A 17,900-nucleotide genomic window follows, 5' to 3' on the forward strand; every position below is an offset into this window, starting at 1 on the left:
ATAAACCCTAAAAACGGTAACGTGGTTACCGTTTTGCTTTTACCTAAGGTTTCGCGACAAACCCAATTGCTTCGTACACCGCTTTCAGGGTTTCGGACGCGCGCGCGCTGGCTTTTTCCGCGCCGTCTTTCATCACCTTCTGCAGGAAGGCTTCGTCGTTGCGATAGCGGTTGTAGCGCTCCTGAAGCTCGGTCAGCATGCCGGAAACGGCGTCTGCCACTTCACCTTTCAGGTGACCGTACATTTTGCCTTCGAAGTGCTGCTCCAGCTCAGGAATGCTCTGGCCGGTGACACCGGAGAGAATATCCAGCAGGTTGGAGACGCCCGCTTTGTTCTGCACGTCGTAGCGCACAACAGGCGGCTCGTCGGAATCGGTCACAGCACGCTTGAGCTTTTTAACCACCGATTTCGGGTCTTCCAGCAGGCCGATAACGTTGTTGCGGTTATCATCTGACTTGGACATCTTCTTGGTCGGCTCCAGCAGCGACATTACGCGCGCACCGGATTTTGGAATGAACGGCTCTGGCACTTTAAACACATCGCCGTAAATCGCGTTGAAGCGCTGGGCGATATCACGGCTCAGCTCAAGGTGCTGCTTCTGGTCTTCACCCACCGGCACCTGGTTAGTTTGATACAGCAGGATGTCAGCCGCCATCAGCACCGGATAGTCAAACAGACCGGCGTTGATGTTTTCAGAGTAGCGCGCGGATTTATCCTTGAACTGGGTCATGCGGCTCAGCTCGCCGAAATAGGTGTAGCAGTTCAGCGCCCAGCCCAGCTGTGCGTGCTCTGGCACGTGAGACTGAACGAAGATGGTGCTCTTCTCTGGATCGATACCGCAGGCCAGATATAAAGCCAGGGTATCCAGCGTGGCTTTGCGCAGCTTCTCAGGATCCTGACGCGCGGTAATAGCATGCAGATCGACGATGCAGTAAATGCAATGGTAGTCATCCTGCATGCTGACCCACTGACGTAATGCACCCATGTAGTTACCAATGGTCAATTCACCTGACGGCTGTGCGCCACTAAAAACGATGGGCTTAGTCATTATTCAATTCCTGATGTTCACTGTGCGAAAGCCCGAGTGCGGGCAACAAATCTTTGAAGTGGTCGAACACGACATCCGGCTCACTCAGCGTGATGGCCTCACCGTAGTTGTAGCCATAGGTTAATCCCACGGAAGGACAGCCTGCCGCTCTGGCAGCCAGAATATCATTACGGGAATCACCGACAAAGAGCAGCTCCGCAGGCGTTAAGGATAATTTTCCTGCCACCAGCAGAAGCGGTTCCGGGTGCGGCTTTTTGTTCTGCACGTCGTCGCCGCCCACAATCACGGAGAAATACTTCGCGATATCCAGCGCTTCCAGAAGCGGTGCGACAAACGGCGTCGGCTTGTTCGTCACCAGACCCAGCGGGATGCCTTTGGCGTGAAGTGCGCTCAGCGTTTGTTCAACATCCGGGAACAGGAAGCTGCCCTCTTCAACGGTCTCTTCGTAGAAACGATCGAACAGTTTACGCAGAATACGCAGCTGCTCATCTTTAGGAATGTCGGCGTGATCGACGCTCGGTTTACCCTGCGCAGCACGCTGCGATGCGCGTTCCTGACGAGCCCAGGTCAGGGCGCGATCCATCAGCACATCTGCGCCGTTGCCAATCCACGTCACCACGCGCTCTTCGCCCGCAACGGGTAATTCGAGAGCATACAGCGCCTGATCGACGGCGCTCGTTAAGCCAGGCGCGCTGTCCACCAGCGTGCCGTCGAGGTCAAATGCGATACCCCGGGTTGCCTGCAATTTATCCATGACTTACCTTCGCCAGTTCACGGCGCATTTCATCAATGACTTTTTTGTAATCCGGTTGGTCGAAAATCGCTGAGCCGGCAACGAACATATCCGCGCCCGCAGCCGCAATTTCACCAATGTTATTCACTTTCACGCCGCCATCCACTTCCAGACGAATATCGTAACCTGACTCGTCAATACGACGGCGCACTTCACGCAGTTTATCGAGCGTCTGAGGAATAAACGACTGGCCGCCAAAGCCCGGGTTAACGGACATCAGCAGGATCACGTCCAGCTTATCCATCACGTAATCGAGATAGCTCAGCGGCGTAGCCGGGTTAAAGACCAGGCCCGCTTTACAACCGTTCTCTTTGATCAGCTGCAGCGTGCGGTCAACGTGTTCGGAGGCTTCCGGGTGGAAAGTGATGATACTGGCGCCCGCAGCGGCGAAATCAGGCACGATGCGATCAACCGGTTTTACCATCAGGTGCACGTCAATCGGTGCGGTAATGCCGTAGCTACGCAGCGCCTTGAGCACCATAGGACCGATGGTCAGATTGGGAACGTAGTGGTTATCCATAACGTCAAAATGGACGACATCCGCGCCAGCCGCCAGTGCGTTGGCGGTGTCTTCACCCAGGCGGGCAAAATCGGCCGACAGAATTGAGGGAGCAATCAAAAACTGTTTCATCCGCATCTCCTTGAAATGTATTTACCGGCGGGCAAAACGGCTCAGGGGCGATAAAGAGCCAGGAGTTCGTCCACCTTTTTACGTGTGCCGCCATTGCTGCTAATGCTACGCCGCACCTTGACCTGAAAATGCTTCGCGGCTTTGTACCATTCGCGCGTATCAGGGGTATCGTGATTCGAAATTAACACCGGAATTCTTTTGCTGACCAGCTTTTCCGCCATCTCCGCCAGACGCGCCTGCTCGGCAGGGCTGAAGCTGTTGGTGTGATAAGCGGTAAAATTCGCCGTCGCAGAGAGGGGGGCGTAAGGCGGGTCGCAGTAGACGACCGAGTTTACGCCAGCCAGCTCCATGCACTCCTCATAGGAGAGACAGTGGAATTCTGCATTCTGCGCTTTTTCAGCAAAGTGGTACAACTCATCCTGCGGGAAGTAAGGACGCTTGTAGCGACCAAACGGCACGTTAAATTCACCGCGCAGGTTATACCGGCACAGGCCGTTGTAGCCATGGCGGTTGAGGTAGAGGAACAACAGTGCGCGACGGAACGGATCCTGGCTCTGATTAAACTCAGTGCGGAACTGATAGTAAACGTCAGGATGGTTGTTCTCAGGGGTAAACAGCTTCCGCGCCTCTTCCACATACTCATCGGTACGCAGCTTAACAATGTTATAGAGGCTGATAAGGTCGCTGTTGATATCCGCCAGGATATAACGAGAAAAATCGGTATTCAGGAATACCGATCCAGCGCCCACGAAGGGCTCGATAAGACACTCGCCTTTCGGCAGGTGCTTTTTAATATCGTCGAGCAGGGGGTATTTCCCCCCTGCCCATTTCAGAAAAGCGCGATTTTTTTTCATGCTGACTAACTGATTACACCTTCTCCGGCTGTGGAGAAAGCTCCGACAGCATCCTGCGCTTTAAACATTACTTCAGATCGGCCTGCACCTGATGAATCGGCTTCGCCCACGGGTTCTTCGCCTGGACATCAGCGGGCAGCGTTGCAACGGCGCGTTTCGCTTCATCTTTAGAAGCATACACACCGCTCACCAGCACATACCACGGCTGCCCGTTGCGGGTCGTCTGATAAACAACGTAGTTTTTCAGATTTGATTTCTTCGCCCAACCGTTGAGGTTGTCATAGTTAGACGAACTGCTCAGCTGCAGGGTGTAATTGCTGGATGGCGCAGATTTCAGAGAACCCACGTTGCCTGCCGTTTTACCTGCTGCTGCGCTGGAAGTGGTTGCCGTTGCAGTTGGTGCTGCCGTCGCTGCAGGTGCCGTTGTGGTTGCTGTCGCTTTTGGCGCTGCTGTTGCCGCTGGCGCTTTCACCGGCTCGCTCACTGCAGGTTTGGTCTGCGCTGGCGCTTTCACTTCAGGCGCTTTAGCCACAGTCTGCGGCTTGCTTTCACGCTTCGGCTCAATCACGGCCTGTTTGCGTTCCTGACGCGGTGCAGTCTGCGTCTGGCGCGGTTTGGTTTCCGTTGTCGGCGCGGTTGCCGTTGCTTGCGGTTGTGCATTGCTACCGCGAATCGGCGCGACGGTTGCAGGTTCAGTTGGCAGCGTAGAGTTGACCACTACGTTGTTCATCTGATCCTGGTTCTGAGGCTGCGTCAGTGCGTTGTTCAGATCGCCCTGAACCTCTACACGCTGCTGGCCCTCTGGCGTAGCAGTTGCCTGCCCTTCGGTCGGGGTAGAAGAGACTGGCGGCAAAGACACATCCTGCGGAGTCGTTGTATTACCCGCAGTCTGCTCTGCAGACGTGGTACCCGGTGCAGGCTGCGCACCGTTTGCCTGGTCGGTCGCATCGTTACCTGACAGGTTGATGCTCTTCTCGGTAGAAGCCGTCTGATCGGCTGAATTCGTTGAGGGTGCTTTCAGCGCGGAACCAATGCCGACAATCAGCAGCAGCAGTACCAGAACGCCCAGCCCCATCATGATGTACTGGCGGGAAGCCGGTTTCGCCGCTACCGCTTTTTTACGTTTACGCGGGCGACGCTCTACAGGCTCTTCGTCCATTGAATCTTCTTCGGACTCATAATCCTCTTCTTCTCGCTCATCACGCGCGTTACGGCTGCGTGAAGGGCGACGATCGTCTGCATCCAGATCAACATCGTCAAAGTTGATCTGCGGCTCGTTATCACGTTCTGAAGATTGACGAGAACGACCAGTACGACGATCGCTGGGATCGGGTTTCAGCTCGTCTTCTGGTTTGAATTCATCCATTTAACACCCCACTCAAAGGCTTATGCCAACGACTTTGCATTTCACCTGAAGCTAAACGACCACCGGTAACAGTGGCCTGACCTTTCTAGTTGTTACGCCTGCTGACAATCAGCGATAGCGCCAAGAACGACATCGTGCGGCACTCCGCCGCGCATTTCACTCTTCCCTATTGCAAGCGGGAGTACCAGACGCATCTCACCTGCCAATACTTTTTTATCGCGCATCATGTGGGGTAGATACGCCTGCGCAGACATCTCCTGCGGCCCTGTCACTGGCAACCCGGCACGTTCAAGCAGCGCAATAATGCGCGCTGTCTCTTCCGGTTTGAACTGACCCAGGCGCTCAGACGCACGCGCAGCCATGACCATACCGGCCGCGACCGCTTCGCCATGAAGCCAGTTGCCGTAGCCCATTTCCGCTTCGATCGCGTGACCAAACGTATGCCCCAGATTCAGTAAAGCACGTAAGCCCGTTTCGCGCTCGTCTGCTGCAACGACTTCTGCTTTCAGCTCACAACAACGACGAATACAGTACGCCAACGCTGGCCCGTCAAGGCGCAGCAGGGCATCCATATTCTCTTCCAGCCAGGTGAAGAACTCACCGTCAAGAATAATGCCGTATTTGATCACTTCTGCAAGACCAGACGCCAGCTCACGCTCAGGTAAGGTTTTCAGACAGTCGAGATCCACCACCACCGATGCCGGCTGGTAGAATGCGCCAATCATGTTTTTACCGAGCGGATGGTTGACGGCGGTTTTGCCACCAACAGAAGAGTCGACCTGTGACAGCAAGGTCGTTGGGATCTGAATAAAGCGCACGCCACGTTGATAGCTGGCTGCAGCAAAGCCTGTAAGATCGCCTACAACACCGCCGCCGAGGGCGAGCAGTGTCGTATCGCGACCGTGCGGTTTTTGCAGAAGTGCGGTAAAGACGGTATCAAGCACCGTCAGGCTTTTATACTGCTCGCCATCGGGCAGAATCACACTGTCGACCTTCACGCCCGCCTGCTCAAGCAGGTGGCGCACGCGGTCAAGATAAAGCGGAGCCAGTGTCTCATTGGTGACCAGCATCGCCTGATCACCCGCTTTCAGTGGTAAGAAGGAAGCTGGGTCGTTAAACAAACCAGCCGCGATGGTGATAGGGTAACTACGTTCCCCGAGAGTAACTGTAATCCTCTCCATGACGCGACATCCACCTTAAATGCTTTTACCCGCAGGCGAGTGTATATAAAGCCAGAATCAGTTGCTTTCCAGCATATGAATAATCTGGTTTGCAACCACTTTAGCGCTCTGATCGTCAGTACGAATGGTCACATCAGCAATCTCTTCGTACAGAGGATTGCGTTCGCCTGCCAGGGCTTCCAGAACTTCACGTGGTGGCGTTTCAACCTGCAGCAGCGGGCGCTTTTTATCGCGCTGCGTACGTGCCAGTTGTTTTTCGATAGTTGTCTCAAGATAGACCACTACACCACGGGCGGAGAGACGGTTGCGGGTTTCGCGAGATTTAACAGAGCCGCCGCCAGTTGCCAGCACAATGCCCTGTTTTTCCGTGAGTTCGTTGATCACTTTTTCTTCTCGGTCACGGAAACCTTCTTCGCCTTCTACATCGAAGACCCAGCCCACATCCGCTCCGGTTCGTTTCTCAATCTCTTGATCAGAATCGTAAAATTCCATATTGAGTTGTTGAGCTAACTGACGCCCAATAGTGCTTTTGCCGGCACCCATAGGCCCAACCAGAAAGATATTGCGTTTCTCTGCCATTTTTTCGGTACTACTAAGACTATTCGTTAATGGTAATCCCCGCTTCGCAGACACCCAGCGTAGCAGGACATGAACTGAAACCTCATATGCAATAGAGCGAGAGTCAGACTAAAAATTATCTCAATACTCCGGCTTGTTTGGCAACTGATTAAATCACCGCACCAGACGCATAAGGTAATAAGACGTAAGTCCAACTCAAATCGGTACTCCTTGTATGCTAATTCATGCCCCACGTCAAACATCTGCAACAAACTGAATGCAAAATCCTTGCGGGGATCGTTACCCATTATTGAATACCGACCAGGCGTGGCGTAATAAACACCACCAGCTCGCGCCGCTCGTTATCTTTGCCGTCGTGACGGAACAGTTGCCCAATCCAGGGGATTTTCCCCAGCCCCGGCACGCTATCACTTCCGGTTTTGTTCTTTTGCGAGAAAATGCCGCCCAGCGCCAGCGTTTCTCCGCTTTTTACCTCCACCTGCGTTTCTATCTCTTGCTTATCAATTGCCAGCGTTTCGCCATCGGCCTGCTGAAGCACCTGGCCCGGCATATTTTCGCTGATGTGAAGCTTCAGACGCACGCGCCCTCCCGGCAGCACCACCGGCGTGACCTCCATCCCTAGCACGGCCTCTTTAAATTCCACGGAGGTCGCGCCGCTCTCGCCGCTGGAGACCTGATACGGAATTTCGCTGCCCTGCTTGATGCTGGCCGGTTGCATATGGGACGCCAGCAGCCGTGGACTGGCGATAATATCCACCTGCTGTTTTTGCTCCAGAGCCGACAGTTCCAGATCCAGCAGCCTGCCGTTGATGCGCCCAATGTTAAACCCGACGTGCGTGGTCGCACTGGCGACCGACAGATCTGCACCGAGCGTCGTGACCTGCCCCACTTTACCGGCCTCTGTAGCCTCTGCGAGATTCCATTTCACCCCCAGTTCACGCAGGCTTTTTTCGTTAATGGTGACGATATGGGCCGAAAGCTCCACTTGCTCAACGGGCAGGTCCATCTGCTCCGCCCAACGCTTTAGCACGTCCACGACGCTCTGATTATCCCGCACCCACAGTCGATTTGTGCGCTTATCGACGGATAAACTGCCCTTCGGGCTCAGGAGCCTTTCGGCGTTTTTTTGCACGTCTCCGGCATCCGCCCAGGTGAACGGAATGCTGTGTGAGACGAGCGGTGCCTCAAGCAACCGCCGTGCCTGCTGCTCGCGCTGCCAGGCGGCAGTATGGACATAAAAGATACCACCATCTTCCTGCAGGACCAGCCCGGCACTGGTCACCACCGTCTGCAGCGCCTGTCGCCAGGGCACGCGTGTTAAATTCAACGAAAGCGAGCCCGTCACATCCGGCGATACCACCAGATTACGGTTCTCCTGCGCCACCAGCGCCTGCAGCACCTGTACGACAGGGACATCATCCACCACGAGGGTGACGGGTTTTGGCGTGGCGGCCCACAGGGGCTGGCTGAGCGCCAGCAGTAACAGCAGTATCCTTAACATCACTTTTATGCGTTCCTTCTCGTTGCCATGTCCATTGCGTCGGTTCACACAGGTCACCGACATCCACGGTCAGCTGTTGTTGATCCATCTTGCTCACCTGCCAGCCAGGCGGTAAACGTTCATCCTTTTTCACGCGGTGCCAGCGCTGTTGTCCGTCGTGCAAAATGCCGATTTCCATGCTGCCACCCACCATTCCCTGATATCGCCACTGGGCGAGCTGCCCAACCGCACAGCTATCCTCCGGAGGCTGGAAGGGATCGCGCATTCCAGTCAGAAACAGCAGCGGACAGAGAATCAGATAGCGCACCTTACTGCGCATGATCGATCTCCAGCTGCAGGCTAAGGCGTAACGTTGCGCCTTCAGGGGCAAGGTTAAATGCGCTGATGCGCACCGCCTGCTGCGCCAGACGGGAAAACAGCGCAGGGACATCTGACCATAGCGCATCCAGCACCAGTTCCCCGCCGTTCTGCTTCGGTTTCCAGTGCACCAGCGCGGTTCTCTTGTCCTGAAAATCCAGCGGCGAGAAGGGCTGAACGGGCGGCATCTCGCGCCGGGCTGGCGCCACGGGTTGCCGTCCGGCCCCAGGCCACAACGCGGCATTCAATTGCCTGGCGCGAATGGATAACGCCTCGAGTTCTGCACACTTCAACCCGACGGGGCGGACCAGAACCCCCCATACGGCCACGGCAATAACCCCGGACACCACGCACCAGCAGATCACCCGCACAGAAGAGCGGATGTCTACCCAGCGTTGCAGACGTTGTTCCACGGCCTACCCCCGGCGCTTAAGCTGAAAAGTGAACACCCAGCGGCCCTGGCTATCCTGCTGCAGTTCACCAGCAGACCCGAAGCTAAACCCTGCCACCTGTTTCAGCGCATCCGTCATGGCCGCAAGCGCCGGGAGGGCGGAGGCATACCCGCTCACCGTAAGCACAGGCGGTTGATAACGTAACGCTGAAAGCCAGGCTTGCGCTGGCATCACGGCAGAGAGTGACTCCAGTGCCGGTTGCCATGCGACGGGACGAGATTCCACCCCAGTCGTCGCCGGGAGTGCAGAGGGGCGCTGACGTGTTTTCAGTATTTGCTGCACCGCGTTGATTCCCGCCAGTTCACTCTGTAGCCCACGCAGCTTCACGTCATGATTCATCCGCAGGCCAAGCCCGACGGTCAGCGTCACCAGCAATGAAGCGATAAACAGCACTCCCCAGAAGCGCAGGCAGCGCATCCGGCGCTGCTGTCGCCACGGTAAAAAATTCGCCGTGCTCATTCAGGCACCTCACTCATGGCCAACGCCAGCGCGACGGTAAAATCAGCACCGCACTCGGGTAAGGGAGGCTGGCAACTGACCAGCAGTTTCCAGGGGTCACGTGTGGCATCGAACTGAACGATGTCATCAGAAGAGAGCGCAAGCAGGACCGCCAGCTCGGTGACATCTTTCGCTTCTGTGGCGTAGCGCCGTCCCCACTGGTGGCGCATCGCCCACAGCCACTGGTGCCGATCCCGCCAGGCGACGCACTGAGCAGGGGCAATGGCAGGGAGGAGATTCCCTAACGCGCCTGCATCCGGCGTGATAGCCGCTAACCGCAAGCGCAGCGTTTTTGCCAACAACAAAAGGGCATCGACTTCGTTGTTTTGCGCCGCCGTAACATGAAATGTGTTGCTGAACGTGTCCTCCACATAGTCAAAGCACAGCCCGTCTGTGGACATCTCCAGCTCCCGGGACAGCGTGGAACCCACCCAGGAGACCTGCTCGCTGTCACGAAGGGCCATGGACGGGCGCGGCAGCGAGCGTTGTAACGTGCGCGCAGCGGGAAATGAGAGGAATACCCGGTGGTAATGGGGCAACGCCCGCCGCCAGTCGCGTAACGCGGCAACCAGATGTTCTGGCTTGAGAATTTTCCCGTCGCGGATAATCCCGTCTGCCAGGGAAACAGCCCACCAGCGCCGTAAACGCCACCCAGGCTTCTCTTTGGTCAGCGCTACAATGAGCACCCTATCTTGTTGAATATGAATGCCCGTTTGCCAGGTTTTGAAAGCCATACTTCACGATCTCCTTATCGCCCGTCAGAGTGACGGCTATATCAATGAATCAGGCTTGCCTTTATACTACCGCGCGATTGTTTAGAAACTGCCCAAGTGAAACCAGATGGGAAATCTCCGGTGAAGTTCGTAAAGTATTTATTGATCCTTGCAGTCTGTTGCATTCTGCTGGGAGCAGGCTCGATTTATGGTTTGTACAAATATATTGAGCCGCAGCTACCTGATGTCGCCACGCTTCGTGATGTGCGACTCCAGATCCCAATGCAGGTCTATAGCGCCGATGGCGAGCTCATGGCGCAATATGGCGAAAAACGCCGTATCCCGCTGACCTTAAAGCAAATTCCTCCCGTGATGGTGAACGCTTTTATCGCCACCGAGGACAGCCGTTTTTACGAGCACCACGGCGTCGATCCGGTGGGGATTTTCCGCGCCGCCAGCATTGCGTTGTTCTCCGGTCATGCCTCTCAGGGGGCCAGTACCATTACGCAGCAGCTGGCGCGTAACTTCTTCCTCAGCCCTGAAAAGACGCTGACGCGTAAGATCAAAGAGGTGTTCCTCGCGATCCGCATCGAGCAGCTGCTGAGTAAAGACGAGATCCTTGAGCTTTACCTCAACAAAATCTATCTCGGTTACCGCGCCTATGGCGTTGGCGCTGCGGCGCAGGTGTACTTCGGTAAGCCAGTAGAACAACTCACGCTGAGCGAAATGGCGACCATCGCCGGTCTGCCGAAAGCGCCATCCACGTTCAACCCGCTCTACTCCATGGACCGTGCGACTGCGCGTCGTAACGTGGTGCTGTCGCGTATGCTGAGCGAAGGCTACATCAGCCAGACCGAGTACGACCAGGCACGCAGCGATGTTATCGACGCCAATTACCATGCGCCGGAAATCGCCTTCTCCTCACCGTATCTCACCGAGATGGTTCGTCAAGAGATGGTGAGCCGTTATGGCGAGAAGGCCTATGAAGACGGCTATCGCGTATACACCACTGTGACCCGCAAAGTTCAGCAGGCGGCACAGCAGGCCGTGCGTAACAACGTGATGGATTACGACATGCGCCACGGCTACCGCGGCCCGTCGAACGTGTTGTGGAAAGTGGGCGAAAGCGCGTGGGACAGCAAGAAAATCACCGACTCGCTGAAAACACTACCAACCTATGGCCCGCTGCTGCCAGCCGTTGTCACACAGGCCGATCCGCAGGAGGCCGTCGCACTGCTGGCAGACGGCACCTCCGTCTCGCTGCGAATGGACGGGATCCGCTGGGCCCGTCCGTACCGCTCTGACACGCTGCAAGGCCCAACGCCGCGCAAAGTGACGGACGCGGTGCAGACGGGTCAGCAAATCTGGGTTCGCCAGGTGGGCGATGCGTGGTGGCTGGCACAGGTGCCAGACGTGAACTCCGCGCTCGTCTCCATTAATCCGCAAAACGGTGCGGTGATGGCGCTGGTCGGCGGGTTTGATTTCAACCAGAGCAAATTTAACCGTGCCACTCAGGCGCTGCGTCAGGTTGGCTCTAACATCAAGCCGTTCCTCTACACCGCCGCGATGGATAAAGGGCTGACGCTCGCCAGTATTCTCAACGACGTACCGATTTCCCGCTGGGATGCCGGTGCGGGTTCTGACTGGCAGCCGAAGAACTCTCCACCGCAATATGCGGGCCCAATCCGTCTTCGTCAGGGTCTGGGACAGTCAAAAAACGTGGTGATGGTTCGCGCCATGCGCGCCATGGGCGTTGACTATGCGGCAGAGTATCTGCAGCGCTTCGGCTTCCCGGCGCAGAATATCGTCCATACCGAATCGCTGGCGCTGGGCTCCGCGTCCTTTACGCCGCTTCAGGTCGCGCGCGGTTATGCGGTAATGACGAACGGCGGGTTCCTGATCGATCCGTACTTCATCAGTAAAATTGAGAACGACCAGGGCGGCGTGCTGTTCGAGGCGAAACCAAAAATCGCCTGTGCAGAGTGCGATATTCCGGTCATTTACGGCGATACACAGAAGTCTAACGTACTTGAAAACAAAGACATGGAAGATGTCGCCATTTCTCAGGAACAGCAGAACTCAGCGGTACCACAGCCTCAGCTGGAGCAGGCTAACCAGGCCCTGGTTGCCCAGACCGGTGCGCAGGAGTATGCCCCGCACGTGATCAACACGCCGCTGTCGTTCCTGATTAAGAGCGCGCTGAATACCAATATCTTTGGTGAACCGGGCTGGCAAGGCACCGGCTGGCGTGCCGGACGTGATCTGCAGCGCCGCGACATCGGCGGGAAAACGGGGACCACCAACAGCTCGAAAGATGCGTGGTTCTCCGGTTACGGGCCGGGTGTGGTCACCTCTGTCTGGATCGGCTTTGACGATCACCGCCGCGATTTGGGTCGTACCACCGCCTCCGGCGCGATTAAAGATCAGATCTCTGGTTACGAAGGCGGCGCGAAGAGTGCGCAACCGGCGTGGGATGCGTACATGAAATCCGTTCTGGAAGGCGTGCCTGAGCAGCCGCTAACGCCTCCGCCGGGCATTGTGACGGTCAACATTGACCGTAACACCGGGCAGCTCGCCAATGGCGGAAATAGCCGTGAAGAGTATTTCATCGAAGGCACGCAGCCAACCAGGCAGGCGGTGCATGAGGTGGGAACAGAAATTATCGATAACGGCGAAACGCACGAGTTGTTTTAAGCATAAAAATGCCCGGTAAAAACCGGGCAAAGAATTCCAGGCCGGGTAAGGCGAAGCTGCCACCCGGCTTTTTTATGGCCTACAGCCGCCCCTGCCCTTTCAACCACTCGCGTACCAGGAACAGGGCGCTCACGTTACGCGCTTCGTTAAAGTCCGGATCTTCCAGTAAATCCATCAGATGCGCCAGCGGCCAGCGAACCTGCGGCAGCGGCTCCGGCTCGTCTCCTTCCAGCGATTCTGGATAGAGATCTTCCGCCACCACGATATTCATTTTGCTGGAAAAATAGGACGGTGCCATGCTCAGTTTTTTCAGGAACGACAGCTCATTCGCGCCAAAACCGACCTCTTCTTTCAGTTCACGATTGGCGGCTTCGAAAACGGTCTCGCCAGGATCGATCAGTCCCTTAGAGAATCCAAGTTCGTAAGATTCAGTTCCTACCGCGTATTCACGGATCAAGATCAGGTGATCGTCAACGATGGGGACAATCATCACTGCTTCACGCGAAGAGGGGCGCATACGTTCGTAAACGCGACGCACACCGTTGCTGAACTCCAGGTCCACACTTTCCACATTAAACAGGCGCGATTTAGCGACGGTTTCAACGCTCAGAATGGTGGGTTTTTGTAGTGGTTTGCTCATCTTGACGGGTCTTTGCTGTGTGAACTGGCGTTATTGTGCGATATGCCGCACGGTTTGGGCAATGTCAATTGTACTTTATTTACATTTATGCAACGTAACTGGAATCAATCCTTAATTCAAAACAAATGTCAAGAGGTTGAAATGTTTCCAGGAATTTGCTGATATCGCGCCACCACAGGCTTTGCTATTATCATCGGTCACTGGGATGCGCTTCAGAATGCTCAAGTTCGACTCCATACTTGCCGATAGCCAACCACAGACTCTCATTCATGTTAAAGGTGCTACTGACTACACCTGTAAGATAAGTAAGATGGGGAAAGCATGAGCACCATTTTGATTGTTCTCACTGCTATGCTGGCCGCCGCGCTGGTTGCAGGGTGGGCCTACAGGCGTCGCGTACAGCGTCGATATCGACTGCCCTTTTTAAACGCTTTTGCGGGTGCGACGACACGTAAGCTCGCGCCTGAAGAACGCAGCGCCATTGAACACTACCTCGATAATCTGAACCGCGCTCAGCAGTCTCCTGGGCCAACGGGTGCCAGTACTGCGCCGGTCTCCCTCAATCTTAACGCACAAAGCGACACCGTGCTCTGCGTGACGCGCTCGATCACCCGTTACGGCATTACGACTGACGACCCTAACAAATGGCGTTATTACCTGGATTCTGTCGAGGTCCATCTCCCGCCATTCTGGGAACAGTACATTAATGATGAAAACAGCGTAGAGCTGATTCATACCGACTCCCTGCCGCTGGTTATCTCGCTAAACGGTCATCACCTCAATGAGTACGTGCATGAAGCGCCGCGCTTCGCGCTGGAACGGGCAAGTTCAACGCAGGCCAGCATTCGCGGTGAAGAGACAGAGCAGATTGAATTGCTGAACATTCGTCAGGAGACGCATGAAGAGTACGCCTTAAGCCGCCCGGATGGTATTCGTGAAGCGGTGCTGATTGTTGCGGCGTTTCTGCTCTTTTTCTTCTGCCTGCTCACGCCAGATGTTTTCGTTCCCTGGCTTGCGGGCGGCGCAGTTCTGCTCCTGGCGGCCGGATTGTGGGGTCTGTTTGCCCCTCCGACGAAAACGTCGCTGCGTGAAATTCACTGCCTGCGTGGAACGCCAAAGCGCTGGGGTCTCTTCGGCGAGAACGATCAGGAGCATCTCAATAATATCTCGCTCGGTATTATCGACCTTATCTATCCGCGCCACTGGCAGCCGTGGATCGCCCAGGATTTAGGGCATAAAACCGATATCGATATCTACCTCGACCGCCACGTGGTGCGTCAGGGGCGTTATCTGTCTCTGCACGATGAAGTGAAAAACTTCCCGCTTCAGCACTGGCTTCGCAGCACGGTCATTGCTGGCGGCGCAGCGCTGGTCTTTTTGATGCTGCTACTTTTCGTGCCGCTGGATATGCCCATTAAGTTCACCCTGTCATGGATTAAAGGGGCGCAGACGGTGGAAGCCACCAGCGTGAAGCAACTGGAAGACGCCGGCATACGCGTGGGTGATACGCTGCGTCTGCAAGGGACCGGAATGTGTAACATCCATGCGCCTGGCGCATGGAACACACGTCAGAATTCGCCGTTTATGCCGTTTGATTGTTCGCAAATTATCTGGAACGATGCGCCCCCGCTGCCGCTGCCTGAATCCGATGTCGTGAATAAAGCCACGGCGCTCACCGAGACGGTCAGCCGCCAGCTGCATCCGAAACCGGATGACGATTCCCGCGTTAGCCCTGCCCTGCGTTCGGCAATTCAGAAATCGGGCATGGTACTGCTGGATGACTTTGGTGAAATCGTCCTGAAAACAGAGGATCTCTGTTCTGCTCAGGACGAGTGCGTGCGGCTTAAAAATGTACTGGTGAATCTCGGGAACAGCAAGGACTGGGATGCACTGGTGAAACGCGCGGAAGCAGGACGCCTGGACGGCGTCAACGTGCTGCTGCGTCCGGTCAGCGCTGAATCTCTGGATAACCTGGTCGCCACCTCCACCGCGCCGTTTGTGATGCGCGAAACCACCCGAGCAGCCCAGGCGTTAAACAGCCCGGCTCCGGGCGGCTTTGTGATTGTCAGCGATGAGGGGAGAGATCTGGTTGATCAGCCTTATCCGCAAGTTGCGTTATATGACTACCCGGCTCAGGAGCAGTGGGGAGAGTTCCAGCGGCTTGCTCAAATGCTGATGCAAACACCGTTCAGCGCGGAAGGGATCGTCACACGTATCTTCACAGACGCCAATGGCACGCGCCATGTCGACCTGCACCGAATGCCGGATAGCGCAGGATTGTGGCGTTATATCGGCACATCCCTCCTGATGATGGCGATGCTGGCATGCATTTTCTGGAACGGCTTTATGGCCTTGCGCCGCTATCAGCGTTCGCGCACCCGGCTTGCTGAGATTCAGCAGTATTACGAAAATTGCCTCAATCCTAAACTCATCTCATCCTCTGAGAGCCTGATCGGATAACGTCACTGCGCGGCAAGTTGTGCTACCCTGTCGCGCACGTTTCTTCTGGCTGGAGTTCCCCTAAATGCATCTTGATATTGCCTGGCAGGAGGTCGATACCGTCCTGCTGGATATGGACGGCACGCTGCTTGATCTCGCCTTTGATAACTTTTTCTGGCAACAACTGGTGCCCGAAACATACGGTAAACAGCAGGGTATCTCTCCGGCAGAAGCGCAGGAATTCATTCGTTCGCAATATAGCGCCGTGCAGCATACGCTAAACTGGTACTGTCTGGACTACTGGAGCGAGCGCCTCGGTTTGGATATTTGTGCCATGACCACCGCCCAGGGGCCACGCGCGGTACTGCGCGACGATACGGTGCCGTTCCTGGATGCCCTGCAAGCCAGCGGTAAGCGCCGCATTTTGCTGACTAACGCGCATCCTCATAATCTGGCCGTGAAGCTGGAACATACCGGTCTGGCGTCACACCTTGATTTATTACTTTCCACCCACACATTTGGTTATCCGAAAGAGGATCAGCGGTTGTGGCATGCGGTGGCGGAAGAGACCGGTTTGCAGCCGGAACGTACGCTGTTTATTGACGACAGCGAGCCGATTCTGGATGCCGCCGCGACGTTTGGCATTCGCTATTGTCTGGGCGTGACCAATCCTGATTCCGGACTGGCTGAAAAAAGCTACCTGCGGCATCCGGGGCTGAACGACTATCGCCGGATGATCCCCTCACTCACCGTGAAGGAGACGCCATGAAAGAAAAACCCTCTGATGGGGTAAGACTGGATAAATGGCTATGGGCGGCCCGGTTTTATAAAACGCGCGCCCTTGCCCGCGAAATGGTTGATGGTGGCAAAGTGCATTACAACGGTCAGCGCAGCAAGCCGAGCAAGATGGTTGAGCTGAATGCCACCTTAACGCTGCGCCAGGGTAATGATGAAAAAACGGTAGTGATTAAAGCCATTACCGAACAGCGACGTCCCGCAACCGAAGCCACACAGCTTTATGAAGAGACAGCTGAAAGCATTGAAAAGCGTGAGAAAACCGCGCTGGCGCGCAAAATGAACGCGCTGACGATGCCTCACCCGGACCGGCGACCGGATAAAAAAGAGCGCCGCGATCTGATGAAATTTAAACACGGTGAGACCGAGTAACACTCACCTGCACGAGAGATGAAAATGGCCCAACACGACCAATTACACCGCTATCTGTTTGAACAATTCGCCGTGCGCGGCGAGCTGGTCACCGTATCCGAAACCTGGAAACAGATTCTGGAAAACCACAATTACCCGCTGCCGGTGAAAACCCTGTTGGGCGAACTGCTGGTTGCCACCAGCCTGCTGACCGCCACGCTAAAATTCGCTGGTGATATCACCGTGCAGCTGCAGGGTGACGGCCCGATGACGCTGGCGGTGATCAACGGCAACAACCAGCAGCAGATGCGCGGCGTTGCACGCGTTCAGGGCGAAGTCCCTGAAAATGCGGATCTGAAAACGCTGGTTGGCAATGGCTATCTGGTGATCACCATCTCTCCGGAGGAAGGCGAGCGCTATCAGGGCGTGGTCGGGCTGGAAGGCGATACCCTGGCAGCCTGCCTGGAAGACTACTTCATGCGGTCTGAACAGCTGCCAACCCGTCTGTTCATCCGCACCGGTGAAGTTGACGGTCAGCCTGCTGCTGGCGGTATGCTGCTGCAGGTTCTGCCTGCACAGGATGCGCAGACCAATGATTTTGAGCACCTGGCGACGCTGACCGAAACCGTCAAAGCAGAAGAGCTCTTCAACCTGTCGGCGACCGACGTGCTGTGGCGTCTGTACCACGAAGAAGAAGTGACGGTATACGACCCGCAGGCGGTGGAGTTTAAGTGCACCTGCTCCCGCGAGCGCTGCGCGGGCGCCCTGAAAACGCTGCCTGACGAAGAGATCGACAGCATCATGGCGGAAGACGGTGAAATCGACATGCACTGTGACTACTGCGGTACGCACTACGTGTTCAATTCGATGGATATCGCCGAGATCCGCAATAACGCCTCCCCGGCGGATCCGCAGGTCCACTAAACCTCTTTCCCCTCACCCTACCCCTCTCCCCTTTGGGGAGAGGGGTAAAAAAACTCCCCCCAAGCTGAATCGTTTTCCCTATGT

At 55.8% G+C, this 17,900-nt stretch carries 18 protein-coding genes; 5 read left to right on the top strand and 13 right to left on the bottom strand.

Translation table 11 applies throughout. The features are described 5' to 3' along the window. Positions 1-43 precede the first annotated feature (43 nt). The 12 genes from trpS to ACOQH0_RS21290 form a co-directional block, all read right to left on the bottom strand. Positions 44-1,048 carry a tryptophan--tRNA ligase gene (gene trpS / locus ACOQH0_RS21235; protein ID WP_010436358.1) on the bottom strand — a complete coding sequence of 335 codons (1,005 nt, stop codon included), beginning with the start codon at positions 1,046-1,048 and terminating at the stop codon, positions 44-46. Continuing rightward, positions 1,041-1,802: a phosphoglycolate phosphatase gene (gene gph / locus ACOQH0_RS21240; protein WP_100167359.1), complete on the bottom strand. Its 762-nt coding sequence runs from the start codon at positions 1,800-1,802 to the stop codon at positions 1,041-1,043. The genes trpS and gph overlap by 8 nt, the downstream gene beginning before the upstream one ends. After that, positions 1,795-2,472: a ribulose-phosphate 3-epimerase gene (rpe, locus tag ACOQH0_RS21245; RefSeq protein ID WP_010436362.1), complete on the bottom strand. Its 678-nt coding sequence runs from the start codon at positions 2,470-2,472 to the stop codon at positions 1,795-1,797. Before rpe ends, gph begins: the two co-directional genes overlap by 8 nt. A gap of 41 nt (positions 2,473-2,513) precedes the next feature. Further along, positions 2,514-3,326, bottom strand: a complete 813-nt coding sequence (gene dam, locus ACOQH0_RS21250; RefSeq protein ID WP_042715393.1) for an adenine-specific DNA-methyltransferase — start codon at positions 3,324-3,326, stop codon at positions 2,514-2,516. A 67-nt stretch (positions 3,327-3,393) separates the two neighbouring features. Beyond that, complete coding sequence (damX, locus tag ACOQH0_RS21255; RefSeq protein WP_421511146.1) at positions 3,394-4,692, bottom strand: cell division protein DamX; 1,299 nt, start codon at positions 4,690-4,692, stop codon at positions 3,394-3,396. Between the two features lie 92 nt (positions 4,693-4,784). Then, entirely contained in the window at positions 4,785-5,873 is a 1,089-nt protein-coding gene (aroB, locus tag ACOQH0_RS21260) for a 3-dehydroquinate synthase (protein ID WP_042715390.1), read from the bottom strand. A 57-nt stretch (positions 5,874-5,930) separates the two neighbouring features. Beyond that, positions 5,931-6,452, bottom strand: a complete 522-nt coding sequence (aroK, locus tag ACOQH0_RS21265; RefSeq protein ID WP_010436374.1) for a shikimate kinase AroK — start codon at positions 6,450-6,452, stop codon at positions 5,931-5,933. A gap of 286 nt (positions 6,453-6,738) precedes the next feature. Further along, entirely contained in the window at positions 6,739-7,953 is a 1,215-nt protein-coding gene (hofQ, locus tag ACOQH0_RS21270; protein WP_421511147.1) for a DNA uptake porin HofQ, read from the bottom strand. Beyond that, positions 7,868-8,272 carry a HofP DNA utilization family protein gene (locus ACOQH0_RS21275; RefSeq protein WP_421511148.1) on the bottom strand — a complete coding sequence of 135 codons (405 nt, stop codon included), beginning with the start codon at positions 8,270-8,272 and terminating at the stop codon, positions 7,868-7,870. Before ACOQH0_RS21275 ends, hofQ begins: the two co-directional genes overlap by 86 nt. After that, on the bottom strand, positions 8,262-8,723 hold the full coding sequence (locus ACOQH0_RS21280) for a DNA utilization protein HofO (RefSeq protein ID WP_421511149.1): 462 nt from the start codon (positions 8,721-8,723) through the stop codon (positions 8,262-8,264). Before ACOQH0_RS21280 ends, ACOQH0_RS21275 begins: the two co-directional genes overlap by 11 nt. Before the next feature lie 3 nt (positions 8,724-8,726). Then, positions 8,727-9,221 carry a PilN domain-containing protein gene (locus ACOQH0_RS21285; RefSeq protein WP_421511150.1) on the bottom strand — a complete coding sequence of 165 codons (495 nt, stop codon included), beginning with the start codon at positions 9,219-9,221 and terminating at the stop codon, positions 8,727-8,729. Further along, a complete protein-coding gene (locus tag ACOQH0_RS21290; protein ID WP_421511151.1) occupies positions 9,218-9,994 on the bottom strand; it encodes a DNA utilization protein HofM in 777 nt (258 codons plus the stop codon). Before ACOQH0_RS21290 ends, ACOQH0_RS21285 begins: the two co-directional genes overlap by 4 nt. Before the next feature lie 120 nt (positions 9,995-10,114). Here ACOQH0_RS21290 and mrcA point away from each other — a divergent pair, with 120 nt between their 5' ends. Beyond that, positions 10,115-12,667, top strand: coding sequence for a peptidoglycan glycosyltransferase/peptidoglycan DD-transpeptidase MrcA (gene mrcA, locus ACOQH0_RS21295; RefSeq protein WP_120159449.1), 2,553 nt, complete (start codon positions 10,115-10,117; stop codon positions 12,665-12,667). Positions 12,668-12,746: 79 nt separating this feature from the next. On the opposite strand, the gene nudE is transcribed toward mrcA, so the two are convergent. Then, a complete protein-coding gene (gene nudE, locus ACOQH0_RS21300) occupies positions 12,747-13,307 on the bottom strand; it encodes an ADP compounds hydrolase NudE (RefSeq protein WP_010436390.1) in 561 nt (186 codons plus the stop codon). Positions 13,308-13,628: 321 nt separating this feature from the next. Here nudE and ACOQH0_RS21305 point away from each other — a divergent pair, with 321 nt between their 5' ends. The 4 genes from ACOQH0_RS21305 to hslO all read left to right on the top strand — a co-directional run bounded on the left by ACOQH0_RS21305 (position 13,629) and on the right by hslO (position 17,816). Next, positions 13,629-15,767, top strand: a complete 2,139-nt coding sequence (locus tag ACOQH0_RS21305; RefSeq protein ID WP_421511152.1) for an intracellular growth attenuator family protein — start codon at positions 13,629-13,631, stop codon at positions 15,765-15,767. A 64-nt stretch (positions 15,768-15,831) separates the two neighbouring features. Further along, a complete protein-coding gene (gene yrfG, locus ACOQH0_RS21310) occupies positions 15,832-16,515 on the top strand; it encodes a GMP/IMP nucleotidase (protein ID WP_172701523.1) in 684 nt (227 codons plus the stop codon). Continuing rightward, positions 16,512-16,913: a ribosome-associated heat shock protein Hsp15 gene (gene hslR, locus ACOQH0_RS21315; protein WP_042718914.1), complete on the top strand. Its 402-nt coding sequence runs from the start codon at positions 16,512-16,514 to the stop codon at positions 16,911-16,913. The genes yrfG and hslR overlap by 4 nt, the downstream gene beginning before the upstream one ends. 24 nt (positions 16,914-16,937) lie before the next feature. Next, on the top strand, positions 16,938-17,816 hold the full coding sequence (gene hslO, locus ACOQH0_RS21320) for an Hsp33 family molecular chaperone HslO (RefSeq protein WP_010436401.1): 879 nt from the start codon (positions 16,938-16,940) through the stop codon (positions 17,814-17,816). Positions 17,817-17,900 lie beyond the last annotated feature (84 nt).

This window comes from Enterobacter sp. JS8-1 (genome assembly GCF_049187015.1).
Taxonomy (GTDB): Bacteria; Pseudomonadota; Gammaproteobacteria; order Enterobacterales; family Enterobacteriaceae; genus Enterobacter; species Enterobacter mori.

What these genes read in the sequence shown, in the direction of transcription:
- damX (WP_421511146.1), bottom strand. Translation starts at nt 4,692, where the DNA reads ATGGATGAATTCAAACCAGAAGACGAGCTGAAACCCGATCCCAGCGAT.
- ACOQH0_RS21285 (WP_421511150.1), bottom strand. Translation starts at nt 9,221, where the DNA reads ATGAGCACGGCGAATTTTTTACCGTGGCGACAGCAGCGCCGGATGCGC.
- aroB (WP_042715390.1), bottom strand. Translation starts at nt 5,873, where the DNA reads ATGGAGAGGATTACAGTTACTCTCGGGGAACGTAGTTACCCTATCACC.
- ACOQH0_RS21275 (WP_421511148.1), bottom strand. Translation starts at nt 8,272, where the DNA reads ATGCGCAGTAAGGTGCGCTATCTGATTCTCTGTCCGCTGCTGTTTCTG.
- dam (WP_042715393.1), bottom strand. Translation starts at nt 3,326, where the DNA reads ATGAAAAAAAATCGCGCTTTTCTGAAATGGGCAGGGGGGAAATACCCC.
- ACOQH0_RS21305 (WP_421511152.1), top strand. Translation starts at nt 13,629, where the DNA reads ATGAGCACCATTTTGATTGTTCTCACTGCTATGCTGGCCGCCGCGCTG.
- gph (WP_100167359.1), bottom strand. Translation starts at nt 1,802, where the DNA reads ATGGATAAATTGCAGGCAACCCGGGGTATCGCATTTGACCTCGACGGC.
- rpe (WP_010436362.1), bottom strand. Translation starts at nt 2,472, where the DNA reads ATGAAACAGTTTTTGATTGCTCCCTCAATTCTGTCGGCCGATTTTGCC.
- hslO (WP_010436401.1), top strand. Translation starts at nt 16,938, where the DNA reads ATGGCCCAACACGACCAATTACACCGCTATCTGTTTGAACAATTCGCC.
- trpS (WP_010436358.1), bottom strand. Translation starts at nt 1,048, where the DNA reads ATGACTAAGCCCATCGTTTTTAGTGGCGCACAGCCGTCAGGTGAATTG.
- aroK (WP_010436374.1), bottom strand. Translation starts at nt 6,452, where the DNA reads ATGGCAGAGAAACGCAATATCTTTCTGGTTGGGCCTATGGGTGCCGGC.
- nudE (WP_010436390.1), bottom strand. Translation starts at nt 13,307, where the DNA reads ATGAGCAAACCACTACAAAAACCCACCATTCTGAGCGTTGAAACCGTC.
- hofQ (WP_421511147.1), bottom strand. Translation starts at nt 7,953, where the DNA reads ATGTTAAGGATACTGCTGTTACTGCTGGCGCTCAGCCAGCCCCTGTGG.
- ACOQH0_RS21290 (WP_421511151.1), bottom strand. Translation starts at nt 9,994, where the DNA reads ATGGCTTTCAAAACCTGGCAAACGGGCATTCATATTCAACAAGATAGG.
- yrfG (WP_172701523.1), top strand. Translation starts at nt 15,832, where the DNA reads ATGCATCTTGATATTGCCTGGCAGGAGGTCGATACCGTCCTGCTGGAT.
- hslR (WP_042718914.1), top strand. Translation starts at nt 16,512, where the DNA reads ATGAAAGAAAAACCCTCTGATGGGGTAAGACTGGATAAATGGCTATGG.